Annotated in this window: 20 protein-coding genes and 1 tRNA gene; 17 read left to right on the top strand and 4 right to left on the bottom strand. The window is 36.5% G+C overall.

Annotation, left to right across the window (positions count from 1 at the left end; genetic code table 11):
• Positions 1 to 119: 119 nt before the first annotated feature.
• On the top strand, positions 120 to 1,391 hold the full coding sequence (locus tag R3E91_05190) for a hypothetical protein (GenBank protein MEZ5315582.1): 1,272 nt from the start codon (positions 120 to 122) through the stop codon (positions 1,389 to 1,391).
• A 106-nt stretch (positions 1,392 to 1,497) separates the two neighbouring features.
• A complete protein-coding gene (pgsA, locus tag R3E91_05195) occupies positions 1,498 to 2,103 on the top strand; it encodes a CDP-diacylglycerol--glycerol-3-phosphate 3-phosphatidyltransferase (GenBank protein ID MEZ5315583.1) in 606 nt (201 codons plus the stop codon).
• A 31-nt stretch (positions 2,104 to 2,134) separates the two neighbouring features.
• On the opposite strand, the gene R3E91_05200 is transcribed toward pgsA, so the two are convergent.
• On the bottom strand, positions 2,135 to 3,502 hold the full coding sequence (locus tag R3E91_05200) for a glycogen synthase (protein MEZ5315584.1): 1,368 nt from the start codon (positions 3,500 to 3,502) through the stop codon (positions 2,135 to 2,137).
• Positions 3,503 to 3,561: 59 nt separating this feature from the next.
• Between R3E91_05200 and R3E91_05205 the strand changes: the two genes are divergently transcribed.
• The 13 genes from R3E91_05205 (at position 3,562) to R3E91_05265 (ending at position 15,052) form a co-directional block, all read left to right on the top strand.
• Positions 3,562 to 3,633: transfer RNA gene (locus R3E91_05205), tRNA-Gln, on the top strand.
• A gap of 52 nt (positions 3,634 to 3,685) precedes the next feature.
• A complete protein-coding gene (locus R3E91_05210) occupies positions 3,686 to 4,627 on the top strand; it encodes a ribose-phosphate pyrophosphokinase (GenBank protein MEZ5315585.1) in 942 nt (313 codons plus the stop codon).
• Positions 4,628 to 4,770: 143 nt separating this feature from the next.
• Positions 4,771 to 5,328, top strand: a complete 558-nt coding sequence (locus tag R3E91_05215; protein MEZ5315586.1) for a 50S ribosomal protein L25 — start codon at positions 4,771 to 4,773, stop codon at positions 5,326 to 5,328.
• Positions 5,325 to 5,909, top strand: coding sequence for an aminoacyl-tRNA hydrolase (pth, locus tag R3E91_05220; GenBank protein ID MEZ5315587.1), 585 nt, complete (start codon positions 5,325 to 5,327; stop codon positions 5,907 to 5,909). The genes R3E91_05215 and pth overlap by 4 nt, the downstream gene beginning before the upstream one ends.
• A gap of 69 nt (positions 5,910 to 5,978) precedes the next feature.
• Positions 5,979 to 6,314, top strand: coding sequence for a 30S ribosomal protein S6 (gene rpsF, locus R3E91_05225; GenBank protein ID MEZ5315588.1), 336 nt, complete (start codon positions 5,979 to 5,981; stop codon positions 6,312 to 6,314).
• A gap of 22 nt (positions 6,315 to 6,336) precedes the next feature.
• Positions 6,337 to 6,591, top strand: coding sequence for a 30S ribosomal protein S18 (gene rpsR, locus R3E91_05230; protein ID MEZ5315589.1), 255 nt, complete (start codon positions 6,337 to 6,339; stop codon positions 6,589 to 6,591).
• A complete protein-coding gene (gene rplI, locus R3E91_05235) occupies positions 6,588 to 7,079 on the top strand; it encodes a 50S ribosomal protein L9 (protein MEZ5315590.1) in 492 nt (163 codons plus the stop codon). The genes rpsR and rplI overlap by 4 nt, the downstream gene beginning before the upstream one ends.
• Before the next feature lie 24 nt (positions 7,080 to 7,103).
• Positions 7,104 to 7,850 (top strand): 4-(cytidine 5'-diphospho)-2-C-methyl-D-erythritol kinase, encoded by a 747-nt coding sequence (gene ispE / locus R3E91_05240; protein MEZ5315591.1) that lies wholly within the window; start codon positions 7,104 to 7,106, stop codon positions 7,848 to 7,850.
• Positions 7,847 to 8,830, top strand: a complete 984-nt coding sequence (gene rfaD / locus R3E91_05245) for an ADP-glyceromanno-heptose 6-epimerase (GenBank protein ID MEZ5315592.1) — start codon at positions 7,847 to 7,849, stop codon at positions 8,828 to 8,830. The genes ispE and rfaD overlap by 4 nt, the downstream gene beginning before the upstream one ends.
• Positions 8,824 to 9,783: a PfkB family carbohydrate kinase gene (locus tag R3E91_05250; GenBank protein ID MEZ5315593.1), complete on the top strand. Its 960-nt coding sequence runs from the start codon at positions 8,824 to 8,826 to the stop codon at positions 9,781 to 9,783. The genes rfaD and R3E91_05250 overlap by 7 nt, the downstream gene beginning before the upstream one ends.
• A gap of 167 nt (positions 9,784 to 9,950) precedes the next feature.
• Positions 9,951 to 12,365 (top strand): hypothetical protein, encoded by a 2,415-nt coding sequence (locus R3E91_05255; GenBank protein MEZ5315594.1) that lies wholly within the window; start codon positions 9,951 to 9,953, stop codon positions 12,363 to 12,365.
• Positions 12,366 to 12,720: 355 nt separating this feature from the next.
• Entirely contained in the window at positions 12,721 to 14,025 is a 1,305-nt protein-coding gene (locus tag R3E91_05260; protein MEZ5315595.1) for a putative Na+/H+ antiporter, read from the top strand.
• A 145-nt stretch (positions 14,026 to 14,170) separates the two neighbouring features.
• Positions 14,171 to 15,052: an alpha/beta hydrolase gene (locus tag R3E91_05265; protein MEZ5315596.1), complete on the top strand. Its 882-nt coding sequence runs from the start codon at positions 14,171 to 14,173 to the stop codon at positions 15,050 to 15,052.
• 136 nt (positions 15,053 to 15,188) lie between these two features.
• On the opposite strand, the gene R3E91_05270 is transcribed toward R3E91_05265, so the two are convergent.
• A complete protein-coding gene (locus R3E91_05270) occupies positions 15,189 to 15,404 on the bottom strand; it encodes a hypothetical protein (protein MEZ5315597.1) in 216 nt (71 codons plus the stop codon).
• Positions 15,405 to 15,533: 129 nt separating this feature from the next.
• Between R3E91_05270 and R3E91_05275 the strand changes: the two genes are divergently transcribed.
• The gene (locus tag R3E91_05275) at positions 15,534 to 16,295 is read left to right on the top strand and encodes a DUF6314 family protein (GenBank protein MEZ5315598.1); all 762 of its coding nucleotides are present in this window, start codon (positions 15,534 to 15,536) and stop codon (positions 16,293 to 16,295) included.
• Between the two features lie 143 nt (positions 16,296 to 16,438).
• Here R3E91_05275 and R3E91_05280 read toward each other — a convergent pair whose 3' ends face one another.
• Both R3E91_05280 and R3E91_05285 read right to left on the bottom strand, forming a co-directional pair.
• Positions 16,439 to 16,711, bottom strand: coding sequence for an RNA-binding protein (locus tag R3E91_05280; GenBank protein ID MEZ5315599.1), 273 nt, complete (start codon positions 16,709 to 16,711; stop codon positions 16,439 to 16,441).
• A 225-nt stretch (positions 16,712 to 16,936) separates the two neighbouring features.
• Positions 16,937 to 18,976 (bottom strand): adenylate/guanylate cyclase domain-containing protein, encoded by a 2,040-nt coding sequence (locus R3E91_05285; protein ID MEZ5315600.1) that lies wholly within the window; start codon positions 18,974 to 18,976, stop codon positions 16,937 to 16,939.
• Between R3E91_05285 and R3E91_05290 the strand changes: the two genes are divergently transcribed.
• Positions 18,966 to 20,159 carry an efflux RND transporter periplasmic adaptor subunit gene (locus tag R3E91_05290; protein ID MEZ5315601.1) on the top strand — a complete coding sequence of 398 codons (1,194 nt, stop codon included), beginning with the start codon at positions 18,966 to 18,968 and terminating at the stop codon, positions 20,157 to 20,159. The genes R3E91_05285 and R3E91_05290 overlap by 11 nt on opposite strands.
• Positions 20,160 to 20,178: the final 19 nt, after the last annotated feature.

Genomic DNA, 20,178 nt, shown 5'->3' on the forward strand with positions numbered 1-20,178 from the left:
TTTTTCTATAATATTTTTTACTAATCCATAGAATAGTTGATATTCAATACATTCTCTACTTTACTTACATGGGTAGTATTTGTTAAACTTAAGAAGTTAATTTTTTTTTTTTAATATCAATGATCATCAATTTAAATCGTTCATTTCAAATCCAACAAAATAATTCTTCGGGATTCTCTAATCGAAATCAAGAAGAGCCTCTCCAAGGTCGTCAAGCTTTTAACCCTTTAAGTGAATACTGGTGTAGAAAAACTTTGACTTCCAAAGCAATTTTCCATTTTCCACTCGTTTATCTTATGGGTATGGTTGGCTATGCCCTAGCGCTTGTTTTTCGCATCGCTGTTTTTGCAAAGGAGTTCTTTCGTTTATTTATTTGTTTGTTTCGAGATCTTTTTATCAAATGGGAACTAGGAACAGCTTTTAAAAATCTACAAATTTCACTTATTCGAGTTTTTGGTGCGACTGTTGAACTAATTTCAGGAGTGATAGGGTTGGTGCTTCCTGTGATTGCTTATTTGATTGATGATGGGATTCAACGCTTAGAGACAGTCCATGCATCCTCAACTTTTCGAGGATTATATTTAGAAGAGATCGTCATAGAAAATGATGAAATCAATCATGGCCTTCCTCTAGATTCGAGAATTGTCGCATTCTTGCAAGATTATATTCCTGGAGAATCATCGGATCGGGTCAATGGCATCTACGAACGTTTGCATTCACGACATCCACATGTTTCTGAATTCGATGATGCGATTCTGAAGAGTTTAAAAGAGCTAAAATCTTATTATTCAATAGAATATATTGCTTGTGATGTGAGTATGACCAATTTTAATTTTGCGAATGTCATCTTAGATAAACTTTCGGAAGAGCATTTGAAAGACACTTCTCTTAACAAGACTTTTTTCAAACGTGTTGCATTCATGTATGCTGATGCATTTAGAAATCAAGGTTCAAAACCTCGTGGCTATAAAAATGAGAATTCAGAACAGAGGTTTGGTAAGGAGCTTAATGAAATAAAAGATTGTTTGAATAAATTTTTTAATAATAATTCTAATATTCCATCTAAAGATTTATTGAATTTATTGAAGTTGAAAATGCTCTCTTTTTTTATGGAAGAAGATGAAACTTATGATTTTGATCCTATGAGCAAAAAATCTTGCCCTCATTATTTATCTAGAAAGGAGCTGGAAAATCAGTATCGAAGTTTTTACATGCAGCTGTTTCCTAATGGAATAGATTCAGAAATCGACCCAGAGAAGATTTGCAAAAATTGTCTAGATATTGCTGTCAAATTTATACAATCTAGCACCGGGTTGCAAAGTCGTGTCATGCACATAGAATGGGAATTCTGGAAAAAAGCCAAAAATGAAAGAGCAGACAATCTACTTTGATCAAACAATTGACTCACCCTCTTTAATGGGTTGCTTTAAAAGAATGGTCTCTCTTGATTAAAAATGTTGTCTAAATTAGCCTATCTAAAATCCATAGGCTGAGTACGTGAGTATTGCTAATTATCTTACATTTTTTCGTATTTTCATTACACCTATCTTCATGTTTATTTATTTGGAACATGAATTATTAGCAATTAATCCAATTATTCTTCCCTATTTCTTATTGACGTTTTTGATTTTTTCTGAACTTTCAGATGCTTTTGATGGATATTTAGCAAGGAAATTGCATCAAGTCACTGATCTTGGAAAAATTCTTGATCCCATGGCAGATAGTATTTACCGTATTTCAGTCTTTTTAACTTTTACTCAACCTCCAGTGAACCTTCCCTTGCTGATTGTTTTTCTCTTTCTATATCGTGATTCAGTAATTAGTACGTTAAGAACAATCTGCGCATTTAGAGGATTTACACTTGCTGCTCGAGCTACAGGAAAAATTAAAGCAATGATTCAAGCAGGAAGTGCTTTTCTTGTCGTTTTTATGATGATTCCCTACTCCTTAGGAAAAATTTCTCAAATCTCTTTACGTTATACAGCAATTATTGCGATATCAGTGGCAGCTTTTTATGCTCTTTTATCTGGAATAGAGTACATTTGGGTGAATCGGGAGTATGTCCTCCGTCTTTTGACTGATCAAGAGGGGAACAAAGAGTAGCCCCTCTTAGTCTTTCTAGATTTTTCATGACTCAAGATGACTGAATGGATTGATAGATCTCAAGATAACGTTCAGCTGGCTGATCCCAACTATGGTTTTCTCGCATTCCTGTAGCCATAAGTTCTTCCCATTGATTACTGTTCCATAGAGAAAGAGCTTTATCAAGTGCTTCTTGGATAGCTTCTGCTTTAGGATTTTTAAAGGTAAAGCCATTTGTTTGATTCACTGTATCAGCTAATCCTCCTGTTTCACGCACCAGAGGAACTGTTCCGTAGCGCATCGCGATCAACTGAGTTAAACCACAGGGTTCAAAAATAGAAGGAACAAGAAAAAGGTCTGCTCCTCCATAAACAAGATGAGAAAGCTCTTCATGATAATTAAGCTCTAAATGGATATGGGGAGAACCAGCAAGTTTGCGTTTTAAGTGGTAAAAATCTTTATTAATTTTTTCATCAAAAGGAGATCCGATTAAAATAAACTGTCCTCCCCACTCGAGTGTTCTTAGAAGTGCTGTTTTAATCAATTCAAGTCCTTTTTGTGGAACTAGCCTAGTAATAGCCACCACAAGTGGACAGTTTTCTTCAATGAGAGAGAGTCTTTGGCGCAATATTTTTTTCACTGTTTTTTTCCCTTCTAAATGGTGTAAACTAAATTTCACCGGAAGAAAGGGATCTGTCTCCGGATTCCAGTAAGTGTTATCAATTCCATTAAGTATGCCACAAAATTTTTTTTGATTTTTTTTTAAGACTGGGCGTAGGTTTCCTCCTAATTTAGTCGTTAAAATTTCATCAGCATATCTCGGTGAAACAGTGGTAATATAATCAGCAAAAACGATTCCTCCTTTCATAAGATTATAAAGAGCTCCTTCTTTGATCTTTGTATCTTTCCAACCTAATCTTTCAAACACTTCTTCTGTACAAAGGCCTTGATAGGCTAGATTATGGATAGTAAATACAATTTTTCCTTTCAATTGAGGATATCGCTCTTTGATCAAACCAGCAATTCCTGCTGTATGCCAATCATGTAAATGAATGATATCGGGTTGTCTGCCTGATTGTGCTAGATATTCTACAACTGCATGGCAAAAAGAGATAAATCGAAATTGATCATCAGGACATCCATAAATTTTGCCTCTTTTGAAACTATCTACAGTATTTAGTTCGATAAATCTCACAGGAATCGACTCGACAAATCCTTTCCATATGGACATATCTTTGGATGTTATATCCAATACAAATTTTTCAATCTGATCGCAATTGAGAAGGTCATATTTAGGAAGAATCACCTCAAGTTGATGTCCTTTAGCAAGAATCGCTTTAGACAAGCCTTGCAACATATCTCCTAATCCACCGACTTTAGCAATAGGGGCTAGTTCGCTTGTGACATGTAAAATATCCATAATCTCTACCCTACTAAACCATTGAAAGAAAATCAAAGATTGAGTAGATTACATCCCTTTGGGGTGTAGCCAAGCGGTAAGGCAGCGGTTTTTGGTACCGTGTATCGGAGGTTCGAATCCTTCCACCCCAATTCATAGAATCTCTATGAATTGGTCGATGTTCTCAATTGGTTTTTTTTCTTGATGACTCAGCAACAGTATAGTGTTTTTTCCGGTACTTCTCATCCAAAATTCTCGGAAGAGCTTTGTAAATATCTTTCTATTCCTATGGGAAGAGTTTCTTTTGAGCCTTTCCCAGATGGAGAGATCTATGTTCAAATTCAAGATAATGTTAGAGGAAGAGATGTCTTTGTTGTCCAGTCAATCGCACGTAAGCCTAACTACTATTTGATGGAATTGCTCATCATGATCGATGCTTTGAAAAGAGCTTCAGCTAAAAGCATTGTCGCTGTGATCCCTTATTTTGGGTACGCTAGACAGGATAGAAAAAATCGACCACGTGTGCCAATCACCGCGAAACTCGTAGCAGATTTATTAGCTACTGCTGGTGCGACCCGAGTCTTGACTATGGATTTACATGCAGGACAAATTCAAGGTTTCTTCAATGTTCCAGTGGATCATCTTTATGCACGTCCAGTATTAGCCGATGTAATACTAAAAGAAAAAAAAAATAATTTAATTGTCATGGCACCTGACTTAGGGGCAATTAAAATTGCTAGAGCTTATGCGAATCACTTAAAAGCTGATTTTGGTGTTATTGACAAAAGGCGAGTCAGCTCTAAAGAAGTTGCCATTACTGCGATTATTGGGAATTTAAAAGGACAAGATGTGCTTCTCACAGATGACATGTGTGCAACAGGTGGGACACTTATCCAAGCTGCTTGTGCTTGTAAAGAGGCAGGAGGGCAGGAAATTTTTGCTGTCTTTTCACATGGCTTACTCGTAGAGGAAGCAAAAACAAAATTGATAAATAGCTCAATTAAAAAAATATTTATGAGTAACTCAGTCCCGCCAGTAAAAGAAGAGGGGCATGAGAAAATTGTCGTTGTTTCAATTGCAGATCTGTTTGGAGAGGCGATTCGTCGGATTATCTCTGCGGAATCGATTTCTTCAATTTTTCAATAAAAGCTCTTGTTGATCGTTTTTATCTTTTTTAAGAAAAAAAAGAGAAATAGTAGTGAGCGTGAAAAATTTACTTTTGTAACTAGCTCTAAAATCTCACTTGATTTATAATCTTTTAATTCAGCAAAGAAGATGAGGAGAAAAAGATGGAACTCACTTTAGTGAGTCGTAAGCTTGGCAACAAGAGTGAAGTAAAAAAAATTCGACGTCAGGGGGATATCCCAGCAATTCTCTATTCTAAAGGAGAAAAGGGGAAACCTATTGTTGTGAATGGAAATGCATTTTTAAAATCTCTTAATCAGATCGAAAAAGGCACACTTTCTTCAAAAGTTTTTTTCTTAGAGATTGAAGGAAAGAAGATTAAAGCAATTATTAAAGATATCCATTATGCCATCACTTCATATGCAATTATACATTTAGATTTTCAAGAACTGTATGATGACATTCCTATCACTTTAAATATTCCTGTAAAGTTTCTTAATACCGTTGAATGTGCAGGGGTAAAACTTGGAGGAGTACTCCGTCAGTTATTGCGTCAGGTGAAGGTGTCTTGTTTGCCAGGTCATATTCCCGATAGATTTAACTTTGATGTGCGTGATTTGGTTTTGGGGCAGTCTCTAAAACTGAATACACTAAAAGTTCCAAATGGAGTAGAGGTCATCACGAAATTAAATGAAGTTGTAGTGACTGTTGCGAAGAAATGATGCAAGAGGGTTTTCTTATTGTTGGATTAGGGAATCCACTATCAAGATATGAAAAAACCCGCCATAACTTAGGATTTATGGTTGTGAAGGCCTTAGTTGAAAAACAAGGTTTGGCTTTTAAAACGATTGAACGGTTAAGTGGTAAAATTGCGATTGGGTTAGTGAATGATAAAAAGCTCTATGTTTTGATGCCCTTAACTTATATGAATCTAAGTGGTCGAGCTGTACGTAGCACGCTGGATTATTATCGGCTTCCTCTTCACAACCTGTTAGTGATTGTTGATGATATTTATCTCAAATTGGGAGTCATGCGTTTGAGAGCAAAAGGCAGCTCTGGTGGGCATAACGGTTTAAAGAATATTGAGGCTTCTTTGTCTAGTTCGGATTATGCACGTCTTCGTATCGGAGTGGGAGGGGCTTCTGAAAAAAGTTTGGAGAGTTATGTTTTGGAAAATTTTACAGCTGATCAAGAGGCATGTTTACCCGCTATGATTAACAAGGGAGTTATGGTAGCAATTTCTTGGCTCACTCAAGGAATCAAAATAGCTCAGCAGCTTATTAGTGGAAATGACTTAACTTAAGAGATATTTAAAAAATGCTCAACTTGTAAAAATGGCTCAATTATAATTTTCTGATGAAAGGATAGATTTATGAAAGAAAAAACTCAGCTTTATGAGGGGATGTATGTCCTTAATGCGACTTTAAGTGAAGATGCTCGTGCCAAAGCGTTAGAGAGAATTACATTAGAAATTACCAGTCGTGGAGGCAAAGTGCATCAGGTCCATGATCAAGGACGTAAAAAGCTTGCTTATGAAATTCGAGGTTCAAAAGAGGGATATTATTTTCTTTTTTACTTTTCTGCTCCTACTTCCAAACTAGCTGAATTATGGAGAGAATACCATCTTAATGAAGATCTTTTACGATTTTTAACCTTGAAAACGGATGCCATTAAAGAATCAATTGAATTTAAGAAATTACCTGAATAAAGAAATTATGGAGATGTCAAAAATGTCGTCAGATTTGATGGGAGATTCTCGAAGAAAGCGTCTAACTCCAAAGCGATGTCCTTTCATAGCAGCAGGTTGGAAGGAGGTCGATTACAAAGATGTGGATACACTTAAGCGTTTTATTACTGAGCGTGGTAAAATTCTTCCTCGGCGTATTACAGGTGTCTCTGCACAGTTTCAGCGATTCTTGAATACAGCAATTAAGCGGGCTCGTTACATTGGATTTTTGCCTTTTGTTGGGGGAAGTAACTCATGAAACAACAGCTTTTATTATTAGATGATATAGATGGTTTAGGAAGAAGTGGAGACCTTGTTTCTGCTAAACCTGGTTTTATTCGTAATTTTCTTATTCCACAAAAGAAAGCAGTTGTCGCAGATAAACATACGTTGAAAATGCAAGCGTTTTTAAAAGAAGAGCGAGAAAAAAAAGCAAGAATTGAAAAAAAAGAGGCAGAAGCATTAGCTGCTCGTTTGGATGGGGTGATCATTTCGACGGAGGTCAAAGTTGATCCTGATGGAAAAATGTATGGCTCAGTGACAATTCTTAATATTGTGCGTTTGATGGAGTCTCAAGGTTATCTAGTCGATCGCAAGCATATTCTTTTATCTTCTCCAATTAAAGAAGTAGGAAAACACACAATTAAACTCAAACTCCCAGAAGATGTGTTTGCTTCTTTTATACTTGAAGTGAAGCCAGAAGAAGGTCAATCTACTATGGAAACAGAGGAAATACCGAGTCCCTAAAGTTCTAGGAGAGATCATTTGAGGATGGCCTTTACTTCCCCTGCAAAGATCAATCTTTTTTTGAGGGTCCTTGAGAAGCGTCGAGATGGTTATCATAATATTGCTTCGTTGTTTCATCTGATTGATTTGACTGATAAAATCACAATTACTTTGTCGAATCAAGACCATTTTTATTGTAATAATCCAACAATTATGTCTCCTAGTAACCTTGTTTGGAAGGCTGTCAATCTTTTTCGTTTTAAAACTGGACTTAAGTTCAAAGTCTCTATCGAACTAGAAAAAAACATTCCTCTTCAATCTGGGCTTGGTGGAGGAAGTAGCAATGCAGCAACTACTTTAAAAGGCCTTAATCAACTTTTTCATGGTTATGTAAATCATGAAGAGCTTCAGAGATGGTCTCTTGAAATTGGTTCGGATGTGCCTTTTTTTTTTTCCAGAACAGGCTCTGCCTATTGTACAGGACGTGGGGAAATTGTTCGTGATATCCCAAGAATCGACCAAAAGTTTAGGGTTTACATCCCAAAAAGAGGTTTGTCTACTCCAGCTGTTTATCAAGCTTTAGATCTTTCAGATTGTCATCAAGAAGATCCTGAAAAACTCCTTGAAGGATTTTTAAATCAACAACCACTTTATATTAATGATTTGGAAAAACCTGCTTTTAAAATGAGACCTAATCTTGCTTTGATTAAAGAAAAATTAAATGGTACGATGAGTGGTTCTGGTACAGCGTTTTTTTATAAAATACCTAATGGTTCAAATCTTTTGATATGAGTCATCAAATTTCTGGATATAAATATATTGTCATTACCGGTGGAGCGGGTTTTATTGGATCAGCTATCATCCGTATGTTAAATGACTCGGGTATTAAAAATCTCATTATTGTCGATAATCTCGGATCCGGAGAAAAATGGAAAAATCTTGTTGGCAAGCAATTTGTAGATGTGATTCATAAGGAGGATTGTTTCAATTGGTTAAAAGGAAAAGAAAATGCAATTGAGAGTTTTATTCATCTTGGAGCTTGCACCACCACTGTCGAAATGGATGCGAATTATTTGTTAGAAAATAACTATCGCTATTCAGTACGGCTTGCAGATTATGCGCTTAGCCATGGACATCGATTTATCTATGCCTCTTCAGCAGCAACCTATGGGGATGGCAAGAGAGGCTTTTCTGATTGCCATGAAACATTAGAATCTTATCAACCATTGAATATGTATGGGTTTTCTAAACACCTATTTGATCTTTGGCTTAAGCAACATCACTTATTGGATAAGGTGGTGGGTTTAAAATACTTTAATGTTTTTGGCCCTAATGAATACCATAAGGGGAGAATGTCCTCAGCAATCTTAAAAATGTTTCACGATCTAAATCAGAAAGGGCGGTTACAGCTGTTTAAATCTTCTGAGCCAGATAAATATCGAGATGGAGAACAAATGCGGGATTTTATCTATGTGAAAGATGCTGCACGTATGACAATTCAATTTTTAACAAATGATTGCACAGGAATTTTTAATATTGGAAGAGGAGAAGCTGCAACATGGAAGGCGATAGCAGAGGGATTAATGCAAGCCTTGGGGAAATCAGTTGAGATTGAATATATTCCGATGCCAAAAGATTTAGTGGATAAATACCAAAACTATACTTGTGCTTCGATGAAAAAATCTGCAGGACTATTTCAGTCAGCATTGAGTTTAGAAGAAGCTTTAAAAGACTATGTTCAAAATTACTTACTAAGGAAGAAATTTTGGTAAATTTTGAGGCAAAACGGATTTTGGTTGCAGGAGATTTTATGTTAGATCTCTACACAGTTGGTGATGTAGAGAGGATTTCTCCTGAAGCCCCAGTTCCAATCTTGCGTGTGATGAACGAAAGTTCTCATCCAGGAGGGGCAGGTAATACGATTCTTAATCTCATTTCCATGGGAATGGAAGTTGTTGCACTGGGTCGAGTAGGGAATGATGAGGAGGGTCACCATGTGATCCAATCTTTTGTAGCAGAGGGAGTAGATGTGAGAGGCTTGGTCCGTGATCCTCAGTTTCGTACCCCTTTAAAAAATCGTATCCTTGCTGAAGGACAACAAATCGTACGAGTGGACTATGAGTCTTTGACTCCTCTTGATCCTCTGTTTGAAGAGAGAATCTGCAAAATGCTTCCTGCTCTTTTACAAGAGATCGATTTAGTGGCAATTTCAGATTATGCGAAAGGCTTTTTAACCGTGCCTCTTTTGCGTGAGTTAATCACTTTAGCAGAATCATATAAGATCCCCGTTATTGTTGATCCTAAGGGAGAAGATTTTAGGCGATATAGAGGTGTGACATTGATTAAACCGAATCTTTCAGAAGCAATTGCAGCTGCGGGTCTTGGCAGAAAAGCCAATTTAGATGACATCGCTGCAAAAATTCTTCATATTGTTCATCCAAAAACATTAATGATTACTCGTTCTAAGGAGGGAATTTCTGTTTTTGAACGAGGAATTCGTCAAGATTTTCCAACATATGTTCATGATATCAAGGATATCACAGGAGCAGGTGATACAGTGATGGCCATGATTGCAGTTGCGCTTGCAAATGATATGCCTCCTGGAGAGGCAGCTGAACTTGCCAATGTGGCAGCAAGTATTGCCATTGAACAGGTGGGATCCGTGCGTGTCTCCTTAGCTGAACTTTCTGCCCGTTTAGAAGCAGTTTATCAACCACGCAGTTAATTTTTCAATAAGAGACTTTTTTTGATGAATTTGGAAATCGAGATAGGCTATACCATGCCTATGGACTCGTTTTATATTAAAAATTTTTCTAAAAATTCTATAAAGGTAATTAATTTAAATTAATATTTAGTTTTATTTATTTTTTTATGTTAGAATCTTTCTATCCTATGAATAGAACTTCTTCAATCACTTGTGCCTTTCCATGTTGCCCATCTCTAAAGGGCACACAGACTGATCTTTCGATTAGACTGAGGATTACTTCAGTTGTGATTGGCATATTGATGGTCCTGGGGACTCTCGTGATAATATATGGAATTTCTGGGATACCAAAGTGGGCTCATTCGATTAGCTGGACGGCATTTTCTATAGGTGGGTTATTGGTATTCGTCGGTGGCTCTGTTAAATCTGTCAAACCTTCTCCAAATGCGTTCATCACTAAGGATAATAAAGAGGCTGAGCGACTAGCGGTATTGAAACGACAATCAGCAGCCACAGCTGATCTCATTCATGAAGATGATGCAAGTCCACTTGAGATTGATGTAGAGGAAGCTAAATCGAAAATTCAAAAATATTTTTTACAGATTAAAAATCAAGAGACACATGAAGAGATTGAATTTTTTAAAGAGCGATCTTATGGTCGATATTTTTCATTTAAGCAGGATCCAAACACTCTATTTAGAATAAGATTAGTTGATGAGAATGACAAGCGATCCATACAACATCGGATCTCAAATATCGAACATGCTCAAGAGATACGGCAAAAGTGTGGATTAGGGTTATTAAAGATTCCTAAATTTACCCATTTCTCGATGGAGATAAATGATTTAGATTTTCCAGAGATTAAGAATTTGATCGTTTTGGCTGAAGAAAAACTTGATATTGGCCATCCCGCCTATGAAAAAGACAATTATGCAAGGTCTGGTTCTAAATTAGATCTTGCAATGTATCAGTTAACCATTTTGATTCTTGAGAATCCAGTGTATACTAATGTTAATTACTGGAACAGTCCTATTTTAAACAACGATTGCGATATAAATGGGAATAAAAAAATCGCACTTCTCGATTTCGAGTGTTGGGGACCAGCAGACATGGGAAAAGCTCAATTATTAGATTTAGGGCTATTTGGAGCCAATACATATAGTTTGCCGGGTGTAATGGGATGTTGTGTTTCTATAGATCAAATGACCATGGTTAAAAATCTATATCTAGAGAGAGAAAGAGAAGGAAAACTCCCGGAGCTACAATCCTCAGAGGTTTATGGTTGGGTTAACAGCCTATCAGACGCCGAGGAATCAAAAATCGAGGAATTCAATCAGATAGATATATTGAAACAACAACTAAAGCCATGGAAGGAACGATCAGCAGCCACAGCTTATCTCATTCGTGAAGATGATGCACATCCACTTGAGATTGATGAAGAGGCAGCTAAATCGAAAATTAAAAAATATTTTTCACAGATTAAAAATCAAGAGACGCATGAAGAGATTAAATTTTTCCAAGGGCAACTTGATGGTCGATATTTTTCATTTAAGGAGGATCCAAAGATTCTATTTAAAATAAGATTAGTTGATGAGAATGACAAGCGATCCATACAACATCGGATCTCAAATATCAAACGTGCTCAAGAGATACGGGAAAAGTGTGAATTAGGGTTATTAAAGATTCCTAAATTTACCCATTTCTCGATGGAGATAGAGGGTGATCCAGAGATTAAAAATTTGATCGTTTTGGCTGAAGAAAAACTTGATGTTAGCCATCCCGCCTATGAAAAAGACAATTATGCAAGGTCTAGTTCTGAATTAGATCTTGCAATGTATCAGTTAACCGTTTTGAATCTTGAGGATCCGGTGTATACTGATGTTAATTACTCGAACAGCCCTATTTTAAACAACGATTGCGATGTAAATGGGAATAAAAAAATCGCACTTCTCGATTTCGAGTGTCTGGAACCAGCAGACATGGAAAAAGCTCAATTGTTAGATTTAGGGCTATTTGGAACCAAATCAGATCGTGTGTTGGGTATAATGAGATGTTGTGTTTCTATAGATCAAGTGACCATGGTTAAAAATCTATATCTAGAGAGAAAAAGAGAAGGAAAACTCCCGAAGCTACAATCCCCAGAGCTTTATCGTTGGGTTAACAGCCTATTGGACGCCGAGAGATCAAAAATGGAGGAATGCAAGCACGATAAGAGACTGTTAGAACATTATCAGAAATACAAGATTATCACAGGTAGAGAGGCAATTACTATTGACATAAAGCATTGTGATAGTTACCCAGGAATAAGCAATTATATCGAGTATATTGAGGTAATGGTAAAGGGTATCAATCAATGGATCACAAGGGATGCTCCACCACTACCTGTACCTGATTTCCCCTCATTTTATATGAAGAAGAACCACCGTACTTATCATTTCAATATAGAATACAGCCCATGGAAAGATCACGAACTTCAAACTATATTGGTAGATTCGGAATTGTCAAACATACTCAAGTTTCTCTGCGATGAAGGTGCTATCCTAAGTTATACTCAACTTGGAAATTCACGTCATAAAAGTAAAGTGATTAGGATCCATCTATAACTGGAGATTCTAAAAAACGATTCAGTTTTCTACATCAACCTTCAATATAAAATTTTTTAAATCTATTTTGATGCCATAGACGATTTTTCTTAAGATTGAATTTTGTCGAAAATACGTAGGATAAGGCTTTCATAATCTATCAATTATGGGTTTAAGACTCCTCTTAAATCTATTTTCCTTATGATTTTCAGATAGAAGAATATTTTGTCTCCCTCTAGGATTTAGCCATGGTAAGGTAGACAAAAATGAGGAAAATTTAAAATTTATAGACGATCTATTATGGGAAGAAGAGAGTTTGATCGATCTCTTTTTATGAAAAAGATTCTCTTTAACTAAGTATTTAAAAGGAGACTCAATGACTTTTCAGATCATCTCTACGATGATTTTTTTCCTAGCTATTCTTCACACTTTTCTGACCCCTGCCTTATTGAGTTATTCCAGAAAGATTGCCAAACTGAAAGATATTTATCCTCAAAAATGGAACCTGTATCATTTTTTATCTGAAGTTCTCTATCTTTTGAGTGAAGTTGAGGTGGTCTTCGGCTTATGGCTATTTCCTCTCCTCATCGCTTTTACTTGGTTGAAAGGGTGGGATGAGACATTGCACTATCTCAATACTCGTCAGTATACTCATGCCATCTATATTACTGTTATCTTAGTTGTGATTGGCTCCCGTCCTATCATTACTTTTGCAGAAAATATTCTCGAATCAATTGCCCGCCTTGGTAAGGATTCACCAGCTGCATGGTGGTGGAGTATTTTGACAATAAGTCCATTGATCGGTGCGCTTATTAAAGAACCAGCCGCTATGGCTCTTTCAGCGATTCTTTTGAGTAAAAAATTTTATCCTTATGGACCAAGTCGAAATTTTTCCTATGCAACGCTAGGTTTGTTATTCGCCAATATTTCAGTGGGTGGAATGTTGACGAGCTTCTCTTCACGTGCCCTTTTTATTGTCGCAAACAAATGGGATTGGAGTTGGAGTTATATGTTTACAAGATTTGGGTGGAAGGGGATGTTAGGCATCTTCATCTCGACAAGTTTGTATTATCTTTTTTTTCGTCATGAGTTTAAAAGCAGAAGATTTCCAAAAATCCTTGTGCCATTGAAAAAAAAGGAGACTAGATCTACCCCTCTATGGATTACTCTAATCCATCTTTGTTTTCTTGTTCTGATTGTTATTACTGGGGAAATCACTCTAATTTTTCTCGGAATTTTTCTTCTTTTTTTAGGTTTTTGGAAAGCAACCACATTTTACCAAACCCCTCTTCATCTTCAATCAGCAGTGCTAGTGGGATTTTTCTTTGCAAGTCTGATCATCCATGGTGAGTTGCAATCATGGTGGATCATCCCTCTTATGCAAAATCTAAACTATTTTGGGGCAATGGGTGTGAGTTTTCTCCTTTCTGCTTTTATGGATAATGCAGTGATTAGTTATATCACTCTTGAACTTCCTAAATATGATGATCTCAAACATTATCTAGTGATTGTAGGAGCTATGTCGGCAGGTTCCCTTACTGTGATCGCAAATGCTCCCAATCCTGTGGGACATGCATTGCTTCGTGGATCATTTAATGGAAAAATTTCTTTTTTCTTTCTTTTTCTTGGAGGAGTGATGCCTGCGCTGATTTATTTGTTTTTATTTTGGATATTTCAATAATCAAAAAATGGGATTAAAAAAAACATCCCTTCTCATTGTCTTTTTTTTCTTCATTTTGATCTAAAATAATTATTGGCAAATATTCGAGAGGATTTTAAACTGATCCCTTTTTAATTAATGAGTTTCCTTAACTTCTAAATAGATCATGGTAGCAGAAAACCTTATTGAGGTCGGAAAGCAGAAAATTTGGACTGAAGTCGTTGGTTATCCCTCTGATTGTCCTATTCTTCTCATGACTGGTGCGGGGTCACATGCCCATTTTTGGAGCGATTTTTTCTGTGAATTTTTTCTTAAAGCGGGATTCTATCTGATTCGCTATGACCATCGTGATACAGGACTTTCTGATCCAAGTGAAGATGGCTATGAACTTCGAGATCTTGTAGAAGATGCCATTGGGATTCTGAATCATTACAATATTTCCTCAGCTCATGTGATTGGACACTCAATGGGAGGGTACATAGGTCAGCTCATGGCTTTTTTATATCCTGATCGTATGAAAAGTCTGACTGTCATCGCCACAGGTCCGGTAGGGGAAACGGAGACGATTATCAAACCGCATACAAGGGAAGAACAAGAGGTCATACATACAACCTGTCTTGCTATGATCAGAAATCGTCCAACAAGTAATTTTGAAGAGAGTTATGAGGGTTTTCGGACTGTCTGGGAGCGTCTAAATGGGACTGCACCTCTTGATGAGGAGCTCGCGCGAGCCTACACTGAAGAGATGTTTACTCGTTCTAAATACCCATTGGGTGCGAATCATCATCATGTGAAAGTGATGCAGAAGATTGCTGAAACTTTAAAAGAGCGTAGGGAAATCTTTTCCTCCATTACCCTTCCAACTTTGATCATTCATGGTGAAGAGGATTATCTTGTTTTGGTGGAACGAGGAGGAAAAGCGCTAAAAGAAAAGCTTCCCCATGCGAAATGGGCTTTGATTCCAAAAATGGGTCATATGTTTTTTAATTATTCCATTCAAGAACTTCTTTCCAAAGGAATTATTTCTTTTCTACAAGGCATCAATTAGAGCCACTAATCTGCATTTGAAGTTTTACCATTCTTTTAGATGGAATTGAACATTCTTCCCTCTCTAATTTGCTGCCAACCAGCTCCAACACAGATACGAATGGCACCAGATTTAATCGCTGCCTCAGCTTGATTCATTACTTTTTTTCCATTAAAGGAAGTGGTTGCGTCTGAGTTTGATAATGAGATGATTGAGCACAATAAACACAATCTTCAGAATATCTCCCTGTTTTATAGGAAATAAGCTGGCAAAGCTGAACCCGATGGTGGTTCTGGTGGATACAATGTGCTTTTGAAAGCAGAGTCATGAGAGGTCTGTGATAGATTTTGTAAATTTTTTGCATAAAAGCCATTTTTATCACGAAAATTCCTTTAAACTTAGGGGATTTTTCTACAAGTAATCTATTTTTTAGTTGTATTCTACCTATCATTTAGGTGATTTTATTGGATAATCGGTAGAAAACTAGTTAGAAAAGAGGTGAATGTTGCTAAGAGGATTGTTTGGAAGTAAGAGTATTGAAAGAATTTTGCTTTTTTTGCTAGACAATGAACGAGCTTATGCTAGCCAATTACATCGAATACTCCAGACTCCTTTAACCCCCTTGCAAAAGGGTTTAAATCGTCTTGAAAGGGAGGGGATTCTTAAAAGCAGTTATGATGGGAAGATTCGCTACTATAGTTTTAATCCTGAATATTTTCTTCTTGATGAATTAGAAGCGCTTCTCAAAAAAGTCTATATTAAACTCTCTCCTTCTGAGAAAAAAAAATACTATTATGTGCGCTATATTCCTCAACCAAATAGGGGATTACTTGAAGAGGTATGGAAGAAGTTACAAATGACAAGGGAAGTCATTTTTCAGTTTTATTCACGCAAATCAAAAGGGGTAGGAAAAGGCCTTGTCACGATTTCATATCATGGAGATATCCATTGTATTTTTCATGAACGTGGTTCATGGCAAAGCAATAATCATCAGGAATTTAATTTTCGCAATGTATTTCGATGGACACTGAATCGTTTTGAAGGATTGCTCACTCTTGAACATTTGCGTTTTGGAGAAAAACATCCTGTTTTTCTTTTTCATCTCACTCCAGTCAATGAAAATACGCTGGAATCTTTACACACTCACGTTTGTGGCAAAGATACCTATTTCGGAAAGATGACCCTTTTGCCTCCAAATCTTGAGCTGATATGGAGAATCCTAGGTCCAAAGAAAAACGATAAGATTCGGTATACTTATCAATAAAAACTCTCTTTTTTTCTACAAGTACAAATCATCCAAACTTTTAGTTTTTTTTAAAAAGAAAAACAACCAAAAGAACTTAGAGATAAACGATGAAGAAAAAATTCAACCACTCCTGTTTTATAAGGAGTGGAGAGATAAAGAAATTACCGACGACGTCTTTCGAAAGAACGATTTTCACGAGGGCGTGCTTCATTGACAACAATTCCACGTCCTTCAACATCCTTTCCATTTAATTCTTGAATCGCATTGGTTGCTTCATCATCATTATTAATCTCAACAAATCCGAAGCCTTTAGATCTGCCTGTTTCACGATCTGAAATTAATTGAACACTTACTATCGATTGATATTTTGAAAAAAGTTTTTTTAATCCTTGCTCATCTACTGAAAAAGGCAAATTTCCTACATAAAGTTTCATTCTGATCTTCCTAGTTAAAGGTATTTTCCACATCCAAGTTTTGAATCAATTTCCCTTTCTTCATAGCAAATCTACATTTAAGCAATTTGCAAAAGCAAGAAGCTAAAAAGCAAATCACATCCCATGAGATTCGGGGAAAAAAACAAAATCAAGTTTTCTAAAGGATTCTTGCATAAAATCCTTCATTTATGCAAGAAAAATTGCTTCTTATCCTCTCAATTCTCTCTAGAAAAATGAAGATTCTTTCATTTCATATAAACATATCGGCTGGTCAAACCCTTTTAATTTTATTGGAGGCAAGGGCAGAAATGTGAATTTTTTAGGGTTTTTTAAGGCTTGAATGGTTTCTTGACTGACAAGAATCTGCATGGGATGAGCAGCTTTGCACATTCTTGAGGCAAGATTTACGTTAGATCCAATCGCAGTATAGTTGAGTCGATTTTCTCCTCCCATGTTTCCAGTACAAACCGATCCAGTATGAATCCCAATTCCAATTTCGAGGAGTTCTTTTCCTTTAATCGCTTGATTTGTATTCCAATTTTTGAGGCTTTGAATCATTTGAGAAGCTGATTTAAGTGCTTGATCAGCTTGATCTTCCATATAAAGAGGAGCTCCATAAAGAGCCATAATCTCATCTCCTACAAATTTATCGACAACGCCTTGAGTTTCATCGATAATTTGACACATCCGAGTCATGTACTCGTTAAGCATTTGAATCAGCAATTTAGGTTGGTAGTGGTTAGAGAGTTGGGTAAAATTTCGGATATCACTAAATAGTAGAGTGACAATACGTTCTTCTCCTCCTAGTTCTATATTGCTGCTCAGGATTTCAGTAGCTACTTCTTTTGAAACAACTTTATTTAATGCACCGCGAATTTTTTCTCTTTCTCTCAATGCATTTACCATTTCCACAAAAGAATGAGTCAAAATGGCGACTTCATCTTTTCTTTTTTTGACGATAGGGAGTTGCAGATTGTCGTAATATCCATTCCCAATTTTTTTAGCAGCATTGGCAAGTTGTGAAATAGGTTGAGTGATTTTTTTTGCAATACGCATGAGAAAGAAGAGACCAAGGAAAAAGACAATGAGAGTCACTAAGAGAAGTTCTCCAGAAATTTTTTGGATGAGCCCTTTGTATAATCGATTCATCATTCTAGAGATCGCGTGCCAGCGATCGACATTTGTTAAAATAGAGATGGTGAGCTCTTCAATCTGATGAGGATCCACTTGATAAAAGATGCCTTTGTATTCAAGAAAGTTGAGGTTAAATGTATTTGGTTGAAGAATTATTTTGGAACCATCAGGAAAAAAGAGAAGACCTTCTCCATTTTTTGAGGAAATTAAGATTGGTCTTTTTAGAATCGATGTCACTTGTTCTGCAATTGTCGAAAGGGAAAAACCGAATATAATTTTTGCATTGTCAATGGTCAAATCACGGATAAGATCGAGATAAAAGAGAGATCCATTTTGGCGTAAAATTAAATAGGGGATTTTAGGAAGAGGAAATGTTTCGATTTCAGGTTTTGATAAAAACAGATCTTTTTCAAGTAAAAGATATCCTTGCTGAAAGTTTCCATCAGCTTTGAGAATCCCAACAGCCTCTTGAGGTTTATCTGACAGGATTTTAATCATTTCTACTTTATCAACTATTTGATTTTGGATGGAGACCATCTCCTCATAGAGTTGATCTAAGTTCTCAGGTTGAAATTTAGGTTTGAGATCACCAGCTTTTCTAAATGTAAGTTGAGAAAGAGGAAGGAATTCATGAATCGGATAGAGAAAATAAAATGCTTCATTTTGCTCAACAAGACGAGCAGTATAAAGATGGTGATCAGAGCGAATGAGGAGAGTTTGATCTTCCATTTCCGCCCATTCATAATCATAGAGAGGAGCATTTTCAGGAGCTAAGATCACCATCTCTTCATGATTTGAGATTTGAATATAGGCGAGATTAAGGGCATATTGCAAAATTTGAGCAGCTTGTTGGCGTAAATTTGATTGTTGTTGAATGACAGAAGCTTCTTGCCCTAAAAGACGAGATAATCCCTCCATCTGAGCAGTTTGTTCGATAAATTGTGACATCACTAAAGTTGCAAAGGCTAGCTGGATTTTCTCTTCACTTTCGATAAATCGATCCATAAGATCTGATGAGGTTGCGCTGATATCTTTTTGAATAAGGGATTTAGGAATGAAATAACTTAGAATACCAATGATCAAAAGAATGATACTGATACTTAAGAATAATTTTACTCGTATGGTATCCATAATTCCAATATATAAAACTTTTATTGATTTTTTCGAAAAAGAATGCGATTCGAATAATATGATTCATCCCATGTATCTAATTTTGTTTATTACCTTGATGATCTCTTCATGTGAAAAAGAGAAAAAACAAGAAAACCCTCTAGTTGTCACGGCATTTCGTATTACAAAAGAAACCATGCCTGCGGACTTTCAGTTTGTCGGTGTAGCGAAAAGCTCTCATCCTGTAGAAATTCGTTCCCGAGTGGAAGGCTACCTAGCCACCATCAACTATCAAGAAGGGGAGATGGTCGCAAAAGACCAACTTCTTTTTCGGATTGATCCAATTGAGTTTGAAACAAATCTTGAAGATGCCAAAGGGAAATTAGCTAAGGAGGAGGCAATCTTATGGCGTGCACAGCGAAGCCTTGCACGTCTTGAACCACTCTATGAGCAAAATGCAGTGAGTCAAAGAGATCGTGATAATGCTTTAGCACAGGTGCTTGCAGCTGAAGCTTCGGTCATCTCAGCTCGAGCCAATGTGGCTCAAGCTGAATTGAACTTAAGCTATACCTACATCACTTCTCCAATTCAAGGATTAACGGGTCAAGCCTATCATAGGGAAGGGGCTTTGATTATTCCTACAGGAGAGAGTTTTCTGACTCTTGTTTCAGTCATTGATCCAATTTGGGTGATTTTTTCTATTTCTGATAATCAACTTTTAGAGATGCGAGGAGAAAGTCAATCCAACTTATTACTTCTTCCAGAACAAGAAGACTATACAGTAACTTTACAATTATCAGATGGATCATTTTTTTCTAGTGAAGGAAGAGTGAATTTTGAATCTCCAACATTTGATCCACATACAGGCTCCTTATTTGTACGTTCTCAATTTAATAATCCAAATGGAACAATCCTTCCTGGACAGTTTGTAAATGCCATTGTATCTGGTGCAAAATGGAATCAAGTCATGGTCGTGCCTCAAGTGGCTGTTTCCCAGGGAAGAAAAGGCATGTTTGTATTTATCATTAATCAAAACCAGACCGTATCTCGTAGAGAAGTTAAGGTAGGGCCATGGTATAAGAATTACTGGATGATCGAAGAGGGGCTTGAACCTGGAGATTTAGTCATTGTCGATGGTGTGAACAAGGTGAAGGAAGATTCTACGGTTCAGATTACTTCTATTGATTCATTGTCAGGATTTTGAAACATTGGAATAAATTTTA

The sequence above is a fragment of the Chlamydiales bacterium genome (assembly GCA_041395025.1).
GTDB lineage: Bacteria > Chlamydiota > Chlamydiia > Chlamydiales > JAAKFR01 > JAJACP01.

Excerpts from the sequence above, each read along its gene's own strand:
- R3E91_05190 (MEZ5315582.1), top strand. The coding sequence starts at position 120 with ATGATCATCAATTTAAATCGTTCATTTCAAATCCAACAAAATAATTCT.
- R3E91_05200 (MEZ5315584.1), bottom strand. The coding sequence starts at position 3,502 with ATGGATATTTTACATGTCACAAGCGAACTAGCCCCTATTGCTAAAGTC.
- R3E91_05210 (MEZ5315585.1), top strand. The coding sequence starts at position 3,686 with ATGACTCAGCAACAGTATAGTGTTTTTTCCGGTACTTCTCATCCAAAA.
- R3E91_05215 (MEZ5315586.1), top strand. The coding sequence starts at position 4,771 with ATGGAACTCACTTTAGTGAGTCGTAAGCTTGGCAACAAGAGTGAAGTA.
- pth (MEZ5315587.1), top strand. The coding sequence starts at position 5,325 with ATGATGCAAGAGGGTTTTCTTATTGTTGGATTAGGGAATCCACTATCA.
- rpsF (MEZ5315588.1), top strand. The coding sequence starts at position 5,979 with ATGAAAGAAAAAACTCAGCTTTATGAGGGGATGTATGTCCTTAATGCG.
- rpsR (MEZ5315589.1), top strand. The coding sequence starts at position 6,337 with ATGTCGTCAGATTTGATGGGAGATTCTCGAAGAAAGCGTCTAACTCCA.
- rplI (MEZ5315590.1), top strand. The coding sequence starts at position 6,588 with ATGAAACAACAGCTTTTATTATTAGATGATATAGATGGTTTAGGAAGA.
- ispE (MEZ5315591.1), top strand. The coding sequence starts at position 7,104 with ATGGCCTTTACTTCCCCTGCAAAGATCAATCTTTTTTTGAGGGTCCTT.
- rfaD (MEZ5315592.1), top strand. The coding sequence starts at position 7,847 with ATGAGTCATCAAATTTCTGGATATAAATATATTGTCATTACCGGTGGA.
- R3E91_05255 (MEZ5315594.1), top strand. The coding sequence starts at position 9,951 with ATGAATAGAACTTCTTCAATCACTTGTGCCTTTCCATGTTGCCCATCT.
- R3E91_05260 (MEZ5315595.1), top strand. The coding sequence starts at position 12,721 with ATGACTTTTCAGATCATCTCTACGATGATTTTTTTCCTAGCTATTCTT.
- R3E91_05265 (MEZ5315596.1), top strand. The coding sequence starts at position 14,171 with ATGGTAGCAGAAAACCTTATTGAGGTCGGAAAGCAGAAAATTTGGACT.
- R3E91_05270 (MEZ5315597.1), bottom strand. The coding sequence starts at position 15,404 with ATGGCTTTTATGCAAAAAATTTACAAAATCTATCACAGACCTCTCATG.
- R3E91_05275 (MEZ5315598.1), top strand. The coding sequence starts at position 15,534 with ATGTTGCTAAGAGGATTGTTTGGAAGTAAGAGTATTGAAAGAATTTTG.
- R3E91_05280 (MEZ5315599.1), bottom strand. The coding sequence starts at position 16,711 with ATGAAACTTTATGTAGGAAATTTGCCTTTTTCAGTAGATGAGCAAGGA.
- R3E91_05290 (MEZ5315601.1), top strand. The coding sequence starts at position 18,966 with ATGGTATCCATAATTCCAATATATAAAACTTTTATTGATTTTTTCGAA.
- R3E91_05285 (MEZ5315600.1), bottom strand. The coding sequence starts at position 18,976 with ATGGATACCATACGAGTAAAATTATTCTTAAGTATCAGTATCATTCTT.